We start from the raw sequence: 13754 nt of genomic DNA on the forward strand, positions 1-13754 counted from the left end.
AAACCACCATGCTGCATCACCCGGCCGGGCCGCCGCGGCCCGGTCCCCGAATCGGACGGTCGACGATTCGGTGGGCACCGAAACGACCCGCCCCTAGCGTCGTGTTCGTCAGCGCGTCCGCCACCGGTGAACGCTTCGGCAGCGGCCCACCCGGGCCGCCGGCACAGGGGGTCCAAGCGATGTCGGAGACACGTCTTCGCCCGGCGACCGGCGTCGATCGGCGCGCCGTCGCCGCGGCGTGCGTCACGGTGGTGTTCTGGGCGTCCGCGTTCGTGTCCATCCGCAGCGCGGGCGCGCATTTCGCCCCCGGGGCGCTGGCCCTGGGGCGGATGTTCGCCGGTTCGCTGGTGCTCGGCACGATCGTGCTGGTGCGCCGTGAGGGTTTCCCGCCGCGCGCCGCGTGGCCCGGCATTCTGCTCTCCGGGGTGTTGTGGTTCGGCGTCTACATGGCGGTGCTGAACTGGGGCGAGCGCAAGGTGGACGCGGGCACCGCGGCGATGGTGGTCAACATCGGCCCGATCGCGATCGCGCTGCTCGGCGGTTGGTTGCTCAAGGAGGGCTTCGCGCCGCGCCTGCTCGCCGGCATCGCCGTCTCGTTCGCGGGCGCGGTCGTGGTGGGCGTCTCGATGTCGGACGGCGGCGGGGCGCCGCTGCTGGGCGTGGGCCTGTGCGTGCTCGCCGCACTGTCCTACGCGGCCGGCGTGGTCGCGCAAAAGCCCGCGCTGCGACACACCTCCGCGCTCCAGGTCACCGCGTACGGCTGCTTCATCGGCATGCTCTGTTGCCTGCCGTTCGCCGGGCAACTGGTCGAGCAGACCGCCGACGCACCGCTCTCGGCCACGCTGAACGTGATCTACCTGGGCATCTTTCCCACCGCGCTGGGCTTCACCACGTGGGCGTACGCACTGGCCCGGACCACCGCGGGCAGGATGGGCAGCACCACGTACGCGGTGCCGGCCATCGTGGTGCTGCTCGCCTGGGTATTCCTGGACGAGGTGCCCGGCCCGCTGACCTTCCTCGGCGGCGCGCTGTGCCTGGCCGGCGTCGCGGTCTCCCGGGGTGGTGCCCGCCGACCGGTGACCGGGTCCGACCCGAAGGGCGCCGAAGGGCCGCCGGTGCGGCAGGATCTCCCCGGACGATGACCGGACGAGGGAGATGTCGTGACAACGGTGGGTCGGGTCCTGGCGGATCGGTACGAACTCCTCGAACAGCGCGGTCGCGGCGGGCTCGGTCGGGTCTGGGCCGCGCACGACCGCACCGAGTCCCGCGACGTCGCGGTCAAGCTGCTGCACGGCCCGCCCGACGACGAGGCCGCGGCGCGGTTCGTGCACGAGGTGCGCGCCGCGGCGGCGCCGGCGCATCCGGGCCTGGTCGCCGTGCTCGACGTGGGGCGGGACACCGACGGCACGCCGTTCCTGGTCACCGAGTTGCTCACCGGCCGCGATCTGCGGGCGACGCTGGGCGCGGGTCTGCCCGAGCCCGCGAACGCGGTGGCGTGGGCGGCGCAGGTCTGCGCCGCGCTCGAACACGCGCACCGGGCCGGTCTGGTGCACGGCGACCTCAAGCCCGCCGACCTGTTCGTGGGCGAGGACGACCGGGTCCGAGTGCTCGACCTCGGCCTCGCCCGGCACCTCGCGGCGGTCGCCACGACCGGCACACGCCTGCTGGGGACACTCGCCTACACCGCGCCGGAACGACTGCGCGGGCAGCCCGCCGAGCCCCGCTCGGATCTGTACGCACTGGGCTGCGTGCTCTACGAACTGCTCACCGGCACACCGCCGTTCGGCACCGGCGACGTGGCCGCCACGGTCTACGCCCAGCTCGACGCGATCCCGGAACCGCCCGAGCGGCGCGGCGTGGACGTGCCGGCGCACCTGAGCAGGCTGGTCCTGGACCTGTTGGCGAAGGATCCCGCGCAGCGCCCGGCCGACGCGGCCTCGGTCGCCGCGCGGCTGACCGAGACGCCCCCGCCGCCCCCGGCGGACCGTCCCCGCCCGCCCGCCGCCCCGCCGCTGATGCCGGCTCCGCCGGTGCCGCCCCCGCCCGCCCCGCCGCAGCCCCCGCTCGGCCCGCCCGTGTTCCCGCCCCCCGTCGCGGCGGCCGCGGCGGCAGCCGACGAGGACGACGAGCCGCAACTCCGCCGGGCCGCGGCGTCCGGCGATCCGGACGCCGCCGTGCAACTCGCCTACCACCTCGCGGACACCGGCCGCGAGACCGAGGCCGAGGCGCTGTACCGCGAGGCCCTGGCCCGCAACCACCCGGAGGCCGCGAACGACCTCGCCGACCTGCTCGCGGCCACCGATCGAGCCGGTGAGGCCGAGGAGTTGTACCGCCGCGCGTTGGCGCAGGGCCACCCGGACGCGGCGAACAACCTGGGCCGACTGCTGGTGCGCCTGGGCCGGACCCCGGAGGCCGAGATGCTCTTCCGGCACGCCTCGGCCCACGGCCACGACGACGCCGCGAACAACCTGGGCCTGCTCCTGGCCGGCTCCGGGCGCCCGGACGAGGCCGAGCAGTTGTTCCGGCACGCCTACGCACAGGGCCACCCGGACGCCGCGGTCAACCTGGCCGGGTTGCTGGGCGCGCGCGGTCGGCTGAAGGAGGCGGAGAAGCTCTGCCGTCGTGCGTTGGTCGAGGGCCACCCGGAGGCCGCGATCGTGCTCGCCGGCCTGCTGGAGCGCCGCGGTCGCACCCGCGAGGCGGAGGAGATGTACCGGCGCGCCCTGGCCGAGGCACACCCGGCGGCCGCCGGCCAACTCGCCCGTTTCCTGGACGCCCAGGGCCGCGGCGGGGAAGCGATGTGGCTGCGCTCGTAGTGCCGCGTGGCCGGTGGGCGGACCCCCGGCGGGTCCGCCCACCGGCACGGACCGCCGTCAGTCCGCGAAGACCTCGCGGAGCTTGGCCTCCTGGTCGTTGGACAGGTTGCTGCGCACCAGTTCGGCCTGGGCCCCGCCGAACGCCTCGTGCACCCGGTCCACCACCACGTTCGAGGTCATCACGAACAGCGCGGAGGTGCCCGGGGTGATCTGCCGGCGCACCTCGGCGACGAACTCGTCGTCGATGCCGACGTCGCTCATGCTGCCGCCGAGCGCGCCCGCCGCGGCGCCGATCGCGGCACCCAGCAGCGGCACGAAGAAGATCAGGCCGAAGAGCATGCCCCAGAAGGTGCCGGACAGCGCGCCGATCCCGGTGAGGCTGTTGAGCTGCTTGGTCTTGGGCTTCTTGGCGTCCGCGGGCCACGACACCACGGCCGCGTCGTGCACCCGGACGAGTTCCTGCTTCTGCAGCGTGAGCAGCGTCTGTTCGGCATCGGCCGCGCCGTGCGCGGTGGGGAACTTCCAGACGGTGAGCGTGGACACGCAAGACCTCCGACATCGATGCGGACGAAGAGCCACGCACGGGCCCCGGGGGGTCCGTGCGTGGCGGGTGGTGTGGCCTGTTACTCCATCGGTCCCTCGTGCTCGGCGTCCCGGCGGTGCGCTCCGGTGCCCATGCGGCGGCTCTCGTCCCGGGCTCGCCACTCGGACACCGTCTCGTCCGAGTAGTAGCCCTGGGCGGCGTCCCAGCGCACGGTCAGCGCGAACAGGACCACCAGGTCCAGCGCGATCACGATGGTGGACCAGACCGGGTGCGCGGCCAGGAAGCCGATCTCACCGATGATGTTCAACATCACCAGGAACGTACCGACCACGCGGGCCCAGGTCGCACCGGTGAGCAGCCCCCCACCGACGAGCAGTTGCAACCCGCCGAAGATCAGCAGGATGACGCCCCACGTGTTGTAGTTCCACACCAGGAGATCACCGGAACGGGTGACGAAGTACCCGTCCGAGAACAGTGCCGTGAACCCCTGGAAGAGGTTGAGGACACCCAGGACGAGCAGGGTGCACCCGGCGAAAGCCACCCACCCGGACCAAGCACCCGACATGCGGGTTTTGCTGTTCATGGCCTACTCCCAACCCCGGCCCGGACGGCCGGGAAGGTTATGCCTCGTGCCGATTGCCTGCCGTCGCGGATGCCCGCGACCTTGCGAGTCGGCCTTCTCGCACCTTGGCACAGCTTGTCCTATTTTGCACCTTTTTCTAAAGACGAGTAGATACGCGGTTTTGATGGAACCCGCCCCGGGACACCTGGTCACGAGCGGGGAGGACTGCAGCGATGTCCCAGGCAGCATCCGAATCGGGCGAACGGACGAGGGGCCGGCACCGGTTGCGGCTCGCCCTGGCCTGCCTGTTCCTGGCCCTGGCCTGCGTACTCACCCCGGTCGCGGTGGCGGCCTCGTGGGCGGACGACGAGATCGGCGACACCGATCGTTTCGTCGCCACGCTGGCGCCGCTGTCCTCGAACCCGGACGTCCAGGCCGAGGTCGCCGATCGGGTGGCCGAGGCCGCCGTGCGGGCGGTGGACGTGGGCGGGTTGAGCGACGCGCTGCGCGAGGCCCTGGGCCTGGATCCGAACGACGCGTCGGGGCCGGTCACCGGATCGATTCGGAACCTGTTGCACGGCGTGGTGAACCAGGCCGCCCTCGCCTTCGTCGCGAGCGACGCGTTCGACGTCGTGTGGCGCGACGCGCTCCGCCTGGCCCACGCGTCCGCGTTGCGCGCGCTGGAGGGCGAGGACGACGGCGCGGTCACCTCGTCCGGCGGCGAGGTGGTGCTGGATCTGGGTCCGACGATCGACCGGGTCCGGCAGGGCCTGGTGGACCGGGGCTTCTCGATCGCGACCAACATCCCGAGTACCGACCAACGGTTCGTCCTGCTGCACCGCGAGGGGTTGCGCAAGGGTCAGGACGCGTTCCGGTTCCTGAACGCCGCGGGCACCTGGCTGCCGATCGTGGTGGCGCTGCTCTTCGTGGTGGGTGTGTGCGTCGCGCCCCGACGTCGTCGGGTGATCATGTGGACGGCCCTGGGCACCCTGCTCGCCCTGCTCGTGCTCGCGATCGGGCTGGCCGTCGCGCGCCGGTACTACCTGGACCGGTTGCCGTCGGAAATCTCCCGGGACGCGGCGGCGGCGACCTTCGACGCGCTGGTGCGGTTCCTGCGCGAGACCACCCGCACCCTGGCGATCATCGCCGCCGCGGTCGCGATCGCCGCCTTCGTGGTCGGCCCGGCGCGGCGGGCCGCGGCCGTTCGGCGGGTGCTGGCGGCCGGTCCGGACGCGGCGGGCGGCGCGCTGGCCCGGACCGGTCTGGGCACCGGGTCGGCGGGCCGCTTCGTGGCCGCGCGGCGGGGCCCGATCTACGCCGTGGTGGGCCTGCTCGGCGGGGTGTGGCTGGCCTGGTGGAACCATCCGACGGTGCCCGCGGTGCTGCTGGTCCTGTTGGTGGTGCTGGCCGTCGTGGCGGTCCTGGAGGTCGTGGCGGCGGCCGGAACCCCCGAGCCGGCCGGGGTCGATCGGTGAGTGTGCGGGCCCCGTCCCAGGGGGCGGTGACCCGACTGCGCGGCCGGGTCGAGGACATGCCGGTGATGGCGTTCGTGGGTCGGTTGACCACCCGGTTCCTGGTGGTCAACAGCGTCGAGGCGGCCACCACGTTGGCGGCGAAGGTGTTCCTCGCCGGTGTCCCGGCGCTGTTCGTGTTCGCCGCGTTCGCCCCCCAGGTGCTGCGCGACGAACTGCTCGACTCGCTGCGCGCGATCCTGGGCCTGCCCGCCGGCACGCTGGACGAGGTCTCCCGGGTCCACGACGCGGGCGAGCATCTGCGCCGGCAAACCGGTGCGGCCAGTGCGGTGTTCACCCTGTTGATGGCGGGCCAGGTGGCCCGGTCGCTGCAACGGTTGTGCCGGCGCGCGTGGTTCGTGCGGGCGGTCGGCTTCAGCCCGCGGCTGATCGGGCGCTGGTTGTTGGGGTCGTCGGTGTGGCTGGTCGCGCTGCTGTTCCAGGCGCAGTTGCACAACGGCTTCGGCGCCGGGCCCTGGCTCGGCGTGGTCGTCCTGTTCGTCGCCTCGGTGCTGCTGTGGTGGTGGACTCAGCACCTGTTGCTGGAGGGTCGGATCGGCTGGTGGCCGCTGCTGCCCGGCACGCTACTGGCCGCGCTGGGCACGATCGGCATGCAGTACGGCTCACATCTGGTGATGCCCAGGGCGGTGGCCCGCAGCGTGGCCGAGTTCGGCCCGTTCGGGCTGATGTTGACCCTGATGTCGTGGCTGGTCGCGGCCTGCGCGGTGGTGGTCTTCGCGATCACCATCGGCGCGTTCCTGGCCGAGGAGGAGCCGCTGCGCAGCCTGCTGGGCGCCCCCGAGGCGCCGCGGCACATCGACCCGCCTCAGGCCTGACCGGGGGTCTGCCCGGTGCGCCGGAACTCCGTCGGCGACTGCTGGACCCGGCGGGAGAACAGTCGGGCGAAGTAGGCGGGGTCGTCGTAGCCGACGTTGCGGGCCACCTCGTGGATGGACTGGTCGGTGGACAGGAGCAGGCGCTTGGCCCGGGACAGCCGGGTGCGCACGATGTACTCCTTGGGGGTGGTGCCGGTCGCGCGCTGCATCTCGCCGCGCAGGCCCGCCTCGTCCAGGCCCAGCCGGCGGGCGTGTTCGCCGACGGTGAGCGGCTCGGTGGCGTGCTCGTCGAAGTAGCGGACCACGCGCGAGCCGTCCTCGTCGACCCGGATCGTCTTCAGGTCGATGATCAACTGGTGAACGATCGCCGAGGTGACCACCTCGCGATTGGGCGCGCCCGGTTCCACCGCGGTCAGCAGCCGGTCGAAGCCTTGGCGCAGCGGCCGGACCCCGCCGAGCGACATCACCGGCTCGGCCCGGTCCAGGAAGCCCAGGTCCTCGTACGCCGCCGCGGTCGGCCCCTCGAACAGCACCCAGTGCTCGCGCCAGCCGGTCGGGTCCGGGCTGTACGCGTGGTACTCGCCGGGGAAGAGCAGGAAGGCGGCGGGCGCCTGGACCGGGATTCGCGGCGCGTGCCGGTTGCCGGAGCGGAACCAGCCCGATCCGCCGGTGATCAGGGTGAGTTGGTAGCAGCCCAGCACCCGGCCCTCGAACAACATCGCGTTGACCTGTTGCCAGCCCACGCCCAGGCACACCAGGCCGAGGGCCTGGTGCTCCTTTGCGGGCGTGAGATAGCGCGCGAAGATCATGGTGCGCCGATCGTACGGCGGCGGACGCCGGCTGCGCAGCGGTTGTTCACGCCTTCACCCCGCCCGCGACCAGGTCGGTGCGCCAGAACCGTTGGAGCGACCAGAACGCGGCGACCAGCGGGATCACCGAGACCAGTGCGCCGACCACGACCAGGTTGGCGTGCGGCTGGTTGGGGTCGCTGTTCCACGCGTTCAGGCCCAGCGTGACCGGCCACAGGTGCTGGTTGTTGAGGGTGATCAGCGGCAGGAAGAAGTTGTTCCAGACCGCGACCAGTTGGAACAGGAAGATGGTCACCAGCGCGGGCGACATGATCCGCAGGCCGATGGTGCAAAAGATCCGGAACTCGCTCGCGCCGTCCAGCCGGGCCGCCTCGATCAGTTCGTCCGGCACCGACGCCTCGGCGTAGGTCTTGGCCAGGAAGACGCCGAACGGGCTGACCGCCGCGGGCAGCAGGACCGCCCAGATCGTGTCGACCAGGTGCACCTTGGAGAGCATCAGGTAGATCGGCAGCGCGAGCATGGGAGTGGGGATGAGCACCGCGCCCAGGATCACCGAGAAGATCGCGCCCCGGCCGCGGAAGCGGTACTTGGCCAGCGCGTAGCCGGCCATCGCGGCCAGGAAGGTGGCGACCACGCCGCCGCCGACCGCGTACAGCACCGAGTTGAATACCCAGCGCAGGAAGATGCCGCCGTCCTGGTCGAAGAGTTGGCGCAGGTTGGCGCCCAGGTTCCAGTCGGCGAACCAGAAGCCGTTGCTGCCGAACAGGTCGCTGGAGGACTTGGTCGAGGAGACCAGCAGCCACCACACCGGCATCAGGAAGTAGGTGGCCACCAGGAACAGGAACGAGGTGGTCAGCACCTGCGAACGCATCGGCGTGGTGCGGCCCTTGCCCACCTTGCGCGCACGCGGCGGGGCCTGCTCGCGGACCGGGCTCGCGGGCGGGGTGGTCAGCGTCGTCACAGCGAGGACCTGCCGTTCGTGAGCCGGGCGGAGAGCTTGAGGACCGCGAAGGACAACACGCAGGTGCCCAGCGCGAGCAGCACCGAGATCGCGGCGCCCTGACCGTAGTCGTTGTTCTCCACGGCCTTGTGGTACGCGGACATGATCGGGGTGTAGTCCGCGTCCAGCGACGAGGTCAGCGGTCGCAACACGCGTGGTTCGGTGTAGAGCTGGAGGGTGCCGATCACCGAGAACACGGTGGTCAGCGCGATCGCCGGGGCGACCAGCGGCACCTTGATCCGCCACGCCGTGCGCCACGGGCCGCAACCGTCCAACTCGGCGGCCTCGTAGAGCTCCTGCGGGATCGCCTGGAGCGCGGAGTAGATGACCAGCATGTTGTAGCCGGTCCAGGTCCAGGTGACCACGTTCGCGATCGACCACAACACCGCGTCCTCGCCGAGGAAGTCGGACGGCAGGCCGACCGCGTCCAGCATGCTCACCACGGGGCTGGAGCGCGGCATGTAGAGGAAGGCCCACAGGATGGTGGCGACCACGCCGGGGATCGCGTAGGGCAGGAAGTAGGCGGTGCGGAAGAAGCCCTTGAGTCGGGCCGACTTCGCGTCCAGGAGCAGGGCGAGCACCAGTGCGAGGCCGAGCATCACCGGCACCTGGATCACGCCGAACAGCAGCACGCGGCCCACGCCGTGCCACAGGGCGTCGTCGTGCAGCGCCTTGGTGTAGTTCTCGAATCCCGCGTACACCCGCTTGGGCGGGGTCAGGCCCAGGCCGGAGCGTTGCATCTTGTGCAGGCTCTCGACGATCGCGTAGCCGACGGGGACGGCGTACATCGCGGCGAACAGCACGCCGAACGGCGCGAGGAACATCAGGGGCGCGGACCGCCGGCGCTTGCGCCGCGGGATCGGTGCGCTCAAGGGCGGGCTCCCGGTGGATGGAACGAGTGGGGGACGGGTGGGCCGACGGCGGCGTGCCCGCCGTCCCGCGCGGGTGACGCGCGGACGGCGGGACACGGTACGAACTGCCTGCGGCGTCGGGGTGGTGGACGGCGGGTCAGCCCGCGGCGGCCTTCAGGCCCTTGTCCTGGATGGCCTTGATCGTGGTGCCCTGGACGCCGGTCAGCGCGTCGGCGAGCTTGCCGTTGCCGGCGCCGGCCTTGCCCATCCGGTCGGTCAGGTCGGCGGAGACCTGGGTCATCGTGGGTCCCCACTGCCAGCCGGTCGGGGCCTGCGCGGCGGACTCCTTGAAGATGTCGTAGATCTTCGCGTTGCCGAAGTACGCGGAGGGCTGCTGCATCGCCTCCAGGCTCGCCCCGGCCGTGGCCGCCGGGTAGATGCCCGCGTCCTTGACCAGGGTGGTCAGGCTCCCGGTGTCGCTGCTCATCCAGTCCGCGAAGGTGACCGCGGCCTTGGTGTTCTTGCAGCCCTTGAGCACCGCCGTGCCGGAGCCGCCGATGTTGCCGGTGGCCTTGCCGTTCGCCTCCCACTGCGGCATCGGCGCCACCGCCCACTTGCCCGCCGCGTCCTTGTTGTTCTCCTCCAGCAGCGCGGTGAACCAGACCGGGCCGACGTAGCTGGCAACGCTGCCGTCACTCATGCGCTTGTACCAGTCGGGGGTGGAGGTCGGGTCGGCGAAGACGACCTTCCTGTCCAGGAGTTGTTGCCAGTACTGGGTGACCTTTTGGGTGCCCGGCTCGGTCAGCGAGACCTTCCAGGTGTCGCCCTCGGGCTTGAACCAACTGCCGCCGTTCTGCCAGGCCATGCCCGCGTACCACCACGGGTCGTTGCCGCCGAACGCCGAGTAGGACACCGCCGGGTCGGCCGCGTGCACCTTGTCCGCCTGCTGGGCGAACTCGTCCCAGGTCTTGGGCGGGGTGAGGCCGTTCCTGGCGAAAATGTCGGTGCGGTAGAACATCGCGACCGGGCCGGTGTCCACCGGGATGCCGTAGGTCTTGCCCGCGACGCTCATCTGCGACCAGGCGCCGGCCGAGTACTTGGACTTGACCCCGGCGGCCTCCTTGTCCACGTCCTGGAGCGCGCCCTCGACCAGGAAGCTGGGCAGGGTCTCGTAGCCCATCTGGGCCAGGCACGGGGCGTTGTTCGCCTTCACCGCGGCGAGCATCTTGGCGTAGCCGCCCTTGGAGCCCGGCTCGACCTTGTTGTAGTTGACGTGGATGTCGGGGTGCGCGGCGTTGAACGCGGTCACGGCCTTCTCGTAGGCCGGGTTCCATCCCCAGAAGTCGAGCTGGGCGGTGCCGCCGCCCTGGCCCCCGGGCGTCTTGTCGCCCTGTGCCGCCTTGTCGGTCTTGCCGCTGCCGGAGTCCGAGTCGGAGCCGCAGGCGGTGAGCGCGGTCAGGGCCGCGAGCGTGACCGCGACGGCGGCGTGGCGGGCCGTCCGGCGGCCTCGGCGCGAGGAACGCGAAGCGGCGCGCGGCGAGGGGCGCGAAGCACGGGTGCTACCCCACATGAGGTGGCCGTCCCTTCGGGAAATGGGCAGGGCTCGACGGAGCCCGGCAGGTGGTCGGAAGGCAGAGGAGGCTGTCTGGCCGCCGATCATGTGCCCTGCCCGACAAGGCGTCAACGGGTTGCCGGGCGGATCATGGTTTTGTCGAGGTGATCCGCAAGAAAAGTCCAAGTGTCCGGTCACCGAATGGCAAGGAGCGTGAACCAGAGAGTATCCATCCAGGTGAGAGCGTTGGAATCACGGGTCACCGGATGCGGAAAAGTCCACGATGCTGCTCAGAAGAGTGCATGTTCGGTTCGCGCGGGTCGGGCACGATGATCCGGACCCACCGCACGGATCTGCCCGAGGAGCGTCTTGACCACCCCCAGCCTCGTCCCGAGTCGAGACGGCTTCACCCTCGACGGCAGGCCGTTTCGCATGCTCTCCGGTGCCCTGCACTACTTCCGCGTGCATCCCGCGCAGTGGGACGACCGGCTGGCCCGGTTGCGCGGCCTGGGTCTGAACACGGTCGAGACCTACGTCGCCTGGAACGTGCACGAACCGATACCGGGCCGCTTCGACTTCACCGGCGGCAAGGACCTGGTCGCGTTCCTGCGCGCGGCCGAGCGCCACGGGCTCAAGGCGATCGTTCGGCCGGGCCCCTACATCTGCGCCGAGTGGGAGTTCGGCGGCCTGCCCGCGTGGCTGCTCAAGGACCCGGGGATGCGGCTGCGCTGTGCCCACCCGCCGTTCCTGGCCGCCGTGGACCGCTACCTCGACGCGGTGATGCCGCTGGTCGAGCCGCTGCTCGCGGAGCACGGCGGGCCGGTGATCGCGCTCCAGGTGGAGAACGAGTACGGCAGCTACGGCAACGACGTCGCGTATCTGCGGCACCTGGTCGAGGGGCTGCGCCGGCGCGGCGCGAACGGGCTGCTGTTCACCTCCGACGGGCCCACCGAGCCGATGCTCCAGGGCGGCACCGTGGCCGGCGTGTTGCCGACGGTGAACTTCGGCTCGCGCGCGGACGAGGCGTTCGCGACGTTGCGTCGCTGGTCGCCGGAGGGGCCGCCGGTGTGCATGGAGTTCTGGAACGGCTGGTTCGACCACTGGCGCGATCCGCACCACGTACGGGACGCGGCGGACGCGGCGGCGGTGTTGGAGGACATGCTCGCGGCCGGCGGTTCGGTGAACCTGTACATGGCACACGGCGGCACCAACTTCGGTCTGATGAACGGCGCCAACGAGCAGGACGGCGTCTATCAGCCGACGGTGACCAGCTACGACTACGACGCGGCGATCGGCGAGGCGGGCGAACTCACCGACAAGTATTGGGCCTTCCGCGAGGTGATCGGCCGCTACGCGCCGCTGCCGGTCGAACCGCCGCCGGCGCTGCCGGCGCGGATCAAGCTCGGCGAGGTCGCCCTGCCCTCGGCGGCGGCGCTGCTCGCGCACGTCGAGGACCTGTCCGCGCCGGTGTACTCGCCCGGCACGCTCACCATGGAGGAACTCGACCAGGCGTACGGCTTCGTGCTCTACCGGACCTGGGTCAGCGGTCCGCGCGAGGCGGCGCCGTTGCACGTGGACGGACTGGCCGACCGGGCCCAGGTGTTCCTGGACGGAGTGCCGGTCGCGGTGCTGGACCGCAGCGAAGGCGGCTCACCCTCCTGCGAGTTGGCCATTCCCGCGGGCGGTGCGCGGCTGGACCTGCTGGTGGAGAACTGCGGGCGGGTCAACTACGGCCCCGGGCTGCACGACCGCAAGGGCATCACCCGGGGGGTGCGGCTGGAGCGGCAGCACCTGTTCGGCTGGCAGATGTACCCGCTGCCGCTGGACGCCCCGGACGGACCGGTGCTGCCGGACGCCTCCGGGCCGATCCCGGCGGGTGTACCGGTGTTGCGCTCGGGCACGTTCGAGGTGGAGACGGTCGGCGACACCTTCGTCCGGCTGGACGGCTGGACCAAGGGCCTGGTCTGGGTCAACGGCTTCCTGCTCGGCCGCTACTGGTCGAAGGGGCCGCAGCGCGCCCTGTATGTCCCGGGACCGCTGCTGCGGGCGGGGACGAACACGGTGACGGTGCTGGAACTGCACGGTCCCGGCGGGGCGCAGGTGACGTTCACGGACACGCCCGACCTGGGCGAGCCGGCCGCGGCGCCGATGATCGACTAGGCCCGGTCCGGCGTCCCGCGGCGCGGCGCGCGTCAGTCGGCGTCCGGTTCACTGACGCCGTGCCGGCGGGCGAGGTCGATGAACAGGCGGGCGGAGCGCTCTCGGGCGTCTTCTCGGCAGAGCAGAATGATGCCGCGGCGCAGGGGCGGGTCGAGGGAGCGGATGCAGGCGGATTCGCCGAAGACGTCCTGTGCCACGTCGCGGTACCACAGCAGCGATCCCTCGCCGTTGAGGACCCCGGCGACCCAGTTGACCCGGTCGTCGTGTTCGCAGCCGGCGATCGGTCGGACGCCCATCTCGGCGAACATCGCCTCGAACTGGGAGCGGCGCTCGGTACCGCGTCTGGGCAGCACCATCCGCAGGCCGTCCAGCGCGGACCACGGCACCGGGTCGGGCAGCCGGGTGTCGAGTGGCGACACGAGCACCACCTCCGCCGCGGCGAGCCGGTAGGTGCGCAGGTCGCCGGGCCCGGGCGCGTCGGCCACCCCGATCGCGGCGGTGCCCGCGCGGACCGCGTTGAGCACTCCCCCGCGCCCGTCGTACCGGGTCACCTCGATCGGCGCCTCCGGGTGCTCGGCGGCGAACATCGAGACCATCCGGGCGACATGGCCGATCGCGAGGGTGGCGGTGGTGGCCACGGTCAGTGGGGGCTCGGTGACCGGGCCGGCCACCCGGCCGATGTCCTCGATCGCGCCGACGGCGTCCAGCACGGTACGGGCGATCCGCACCACCCGGGAGCCCTCGGCGGTCAGTCCCACCGTCCGGCCCTCGCGGACGAACAGCTCGGCGTCCAGCTCGTGTTCGAGGGCCTTGAGCGCCCGGGACAGGGCGGACTGGGCGACGTAGAGGGCTTCCGCAGCGGCGGTCATGGTGCCGAAGTTGGCGACGGCGACGAGGTAGCGGAGCTGCTGGAGGGTCACGCGCCGCACCATAACGGTCACGCCACCCATGCCGGCAGGGTCACGAAACGGGTAATTCACCGCCGGTGCCCGCGGGATCGCTCTCCTCGGGCGAATCACCCGGGCATCGGTATATGCCGTGCGGGCAAGGTTCGGCGTCGCGCCGGCCGTGATCCGGGGCCGATCGGGCCGTGTGCCGACTGGGCAGAGCGGC

At 71.7% G+C, this 13754-nt stretch carries 12 protein-coding genes; 5 read left to right on the plus strand and 7 right to left on the minus strand.

Going from position 1 to position 13754, the window contains the following annotated elements; genetic code table 11:
- Window positions 1–179 precede the first annotated feature (179 nt).
- Both ACH4U8_RS02905 and ACH4U8_RS02910 read left to right on the plus strand, forming a co-directional pair.
- On the plus strand, window positions 180–1142 hold the full coding sequence (locus ACH4U8_RS02905) for a DMT family transporter (RefSeq protein WP_395775640.1): 963 nt from the start codon (window positions 180–182) through the stop codon (window positions 1140–1142).
- Window positions 1143–1160: 18 nt separating this feature from the next.
- The gene (locus ACH4U8_RS02910; RefSeq protein WP_395775641.1) at window positions 1161–2816 is read left to right on the plus strand and encodes a tetratricopeptide repeat protein; all 1656 of its coding nucleotides are present in this window, start codon (window positions 1161–1163) and stop codon (window positions 2814–2816) included.
- A 57-nt stretch (window positions 2817–2873) separates the two neighbouring features.
- Here ACH4U8_RS02910 and ACH4U8_RS02915 read toward each other — a convergent pair whose 3' ends face one another.
- Complete coding sequence (locus tag ACH4U8_RS02915; protein WP_395775642.1) at window positions 2874–3359, minus strand: DUF1269 domain-containing protein; 486 nt, start codon at window positions 3357–3359, stop codon at window positions 2874–2876.
- 80 nt (window positions 3360–3439) lie between these two features.
- Window positions 3440–3943 carry a hypothetical protein gene (locus ACH4U8_RS02920; RefSeq protein WP_395775643.1) on the minus strand — a complete coding sequence of 168 codons (504 nt, stop codon included), beginning with the start codon at window positions 3941–3943 and terminating at the stop codon, window positions 3440–3442.
- A 212-nt stretch (window positions 3944–4155) separates the two neighbouring features.
- Between ACH4U8_RS02920 and ACH4U8_RS02925 the strand changes: the two genes are divergently transcribed.
- Both ACH4U8_RS02925 and ACH4U8_RS02930 read left to right on the plus strand, forming a co-directional pair.
- Complete coding sequence (locus tag ACH4U8_RS02925) at window positions 4156–5397, plus strand: hypothetical protein (RefSeq protein ID WP_395775644.1); 1242 nt, start codon at window positions 4156–4158, stop codon at window positions 5395–5397.
- Window positions 5394–6269: a YhjD/YihY/BrkB family envelope integrity protein gene (locus ACH4U8_RS02930; RefSeq protein WP_395775645.1), complete on the plus strand. Its 876-nt coding sequence runs from the start codon at window positions 5394–5396 to the stop codon at window positions 6267–6269. Before ACH4U8_RS02925 ends, ACH4U8_RS02930 begins: the two co-directional genes overlap by 4 nt.
- Here ACH4U8_RS02930 and ACH4U8_RS02935 read toward each other — a convergent pair.
- The 4 genes from ACH4U8_RS02935 to ACH4U8_RS02950 form a co-directional block, all read right to left on the minus strand.
- The gene (locus ACH4U8_RS02935) at window positions 6260–7078 is read right to left on the minus strand and encodes an AraC family transcriptional regulator (RefSeq protein ID WP_360310348.1); all 819 of its coding nucleotides are present in this window, start codon (window positions 7076–7078) and stop codon (window positions 6260–6262) included. The genes ACH4U8_RS02930 and ACH4U8_RS02935 overlap by 10 nt on opposite strands.
- Window positions 7079–7124: 46 nt before the next feature.
- A complete protein-coding gene (locus ACH4U8_RS02940) occupies window positions 7125–8039 on the minus strand; it encodes a carbohydrate ABC transporter permease (protein WP_360310350.1) in 915 nt (304 codons plus the stop codon).
- Window positions 8036–8902 carry a carbohydrate ABC transporter permease gene (locus ACH4U8_RS02945; RefSeq protein WP_379989634.1) on the minus strand — a complete coding sequence of 289 codons (867 nt, stop codon included), beginning with the start codon at window positions 8900–8902 and terminating at the stop codon, window positions 8036–8038. The genes ACH4U8_RS02940 and ACH4U8_RS02945 overlap by 4 nt, the downstream gene beginning before the upstream one ends.
- Before the next feature lie 184 nt (window positions 8903–9086).
- Complete coding sequence (locus ACH4U8_RS02950) at window positions 9087–10499, minus strand: ABC transporter substrate-binding protein (RefSeq protein ID WP_395775646.1); 1413 nt, start codon at window positions 10497–10499, stop codon at window positions 9087–9089.
- 351 nt (window positions 10500–10850) lie between these two features.
- Between ACH4U8_RS02950 and ACH4U8_RS02955 the strand changes: the two genes are divergently transcribed.
- Window positions 10851–12641 (plus strand): beta-galactosidase, encoded by a 1791-nt coding sequence (locus tag ACH4U8_RS02955; protein ID WP_395775647.1) that lies wholly within the window; start codon window positions 10851–10853, stop codon window positions 12639–12641.
- Window positions 12642–12673: 32 nt separating this feature from the next.
- On the opposite strand, the gene ACH4U8_RS02960 is transcribed toward ACH4U8_RS02955, so the two are convergent.
- Window positions 12674–13561 carry a LysR family transcriptional regulator gene (locus ACH4U8_RS02960; protein WP_360310358.1) on the minus strand — a complete coding sequence of 296 codons (888 nt, stop codon included), beginning with the start codon at window positions 13559–13561 and terminating at the stop codon, window positions 12674–12676.
- Window positions 13562–13754 lie beyond the last annotated feature (193 nt).

It is taken from the genome of Embleya sp. NPDC020886 (genome assembly GCF_044333915.1).
GTDB lineage: Bacteria > Actinomycetota > Actinomycetes > Streptomycetales > Streptomycetaceae > Embleya.

Coding starts and splice junctions, on each gene's coding strand:
- ACH4U8_RS02905 (WP_395775640.1), top strand. CDS start 180: ATGTCGGAGACACGTCTTCGCCCGGCGACCGGCGTCGATCGGCGCGCC.
- ACH4U8_RS02920 (WP_395775643.1), bottom strand. CDS start 3,943: ATGAACAGCAAAACCCGCATGTCGGGTGCTTGGTCCGGGTGGGTGGCT.
- ACH4U8_RS02925 (WP_395775644.1), top strand. CDS start 4,156: ATGTCCCAGGCAGCATCCGAATCGGGCGAACGGACGAGGGGCCGGCAC.
- ACH4U8_RS02935 (WP_360310348.1), bottom strand. CDS start 7,078: ATGATCTTCGCGCGCTATCTCACGCCCGCAAAGGAGCACCAGGCCCTC.
- ACH4U8_RS02945 (WP_379989634.1), bottom strand. CDS start 8,902: ATGTTCCTCGCGCCGTTCGGCGTGCTGTTCGCCGCGATGTACGCCGTC.
- ACH4U8_RS02950 (WP_395775646.1), bottom strand. CDS start 10,499: ATGTGGGGTAGCACCCGTGCTTCGCGCCCCTCGCCGCGCGCCGCTTCG.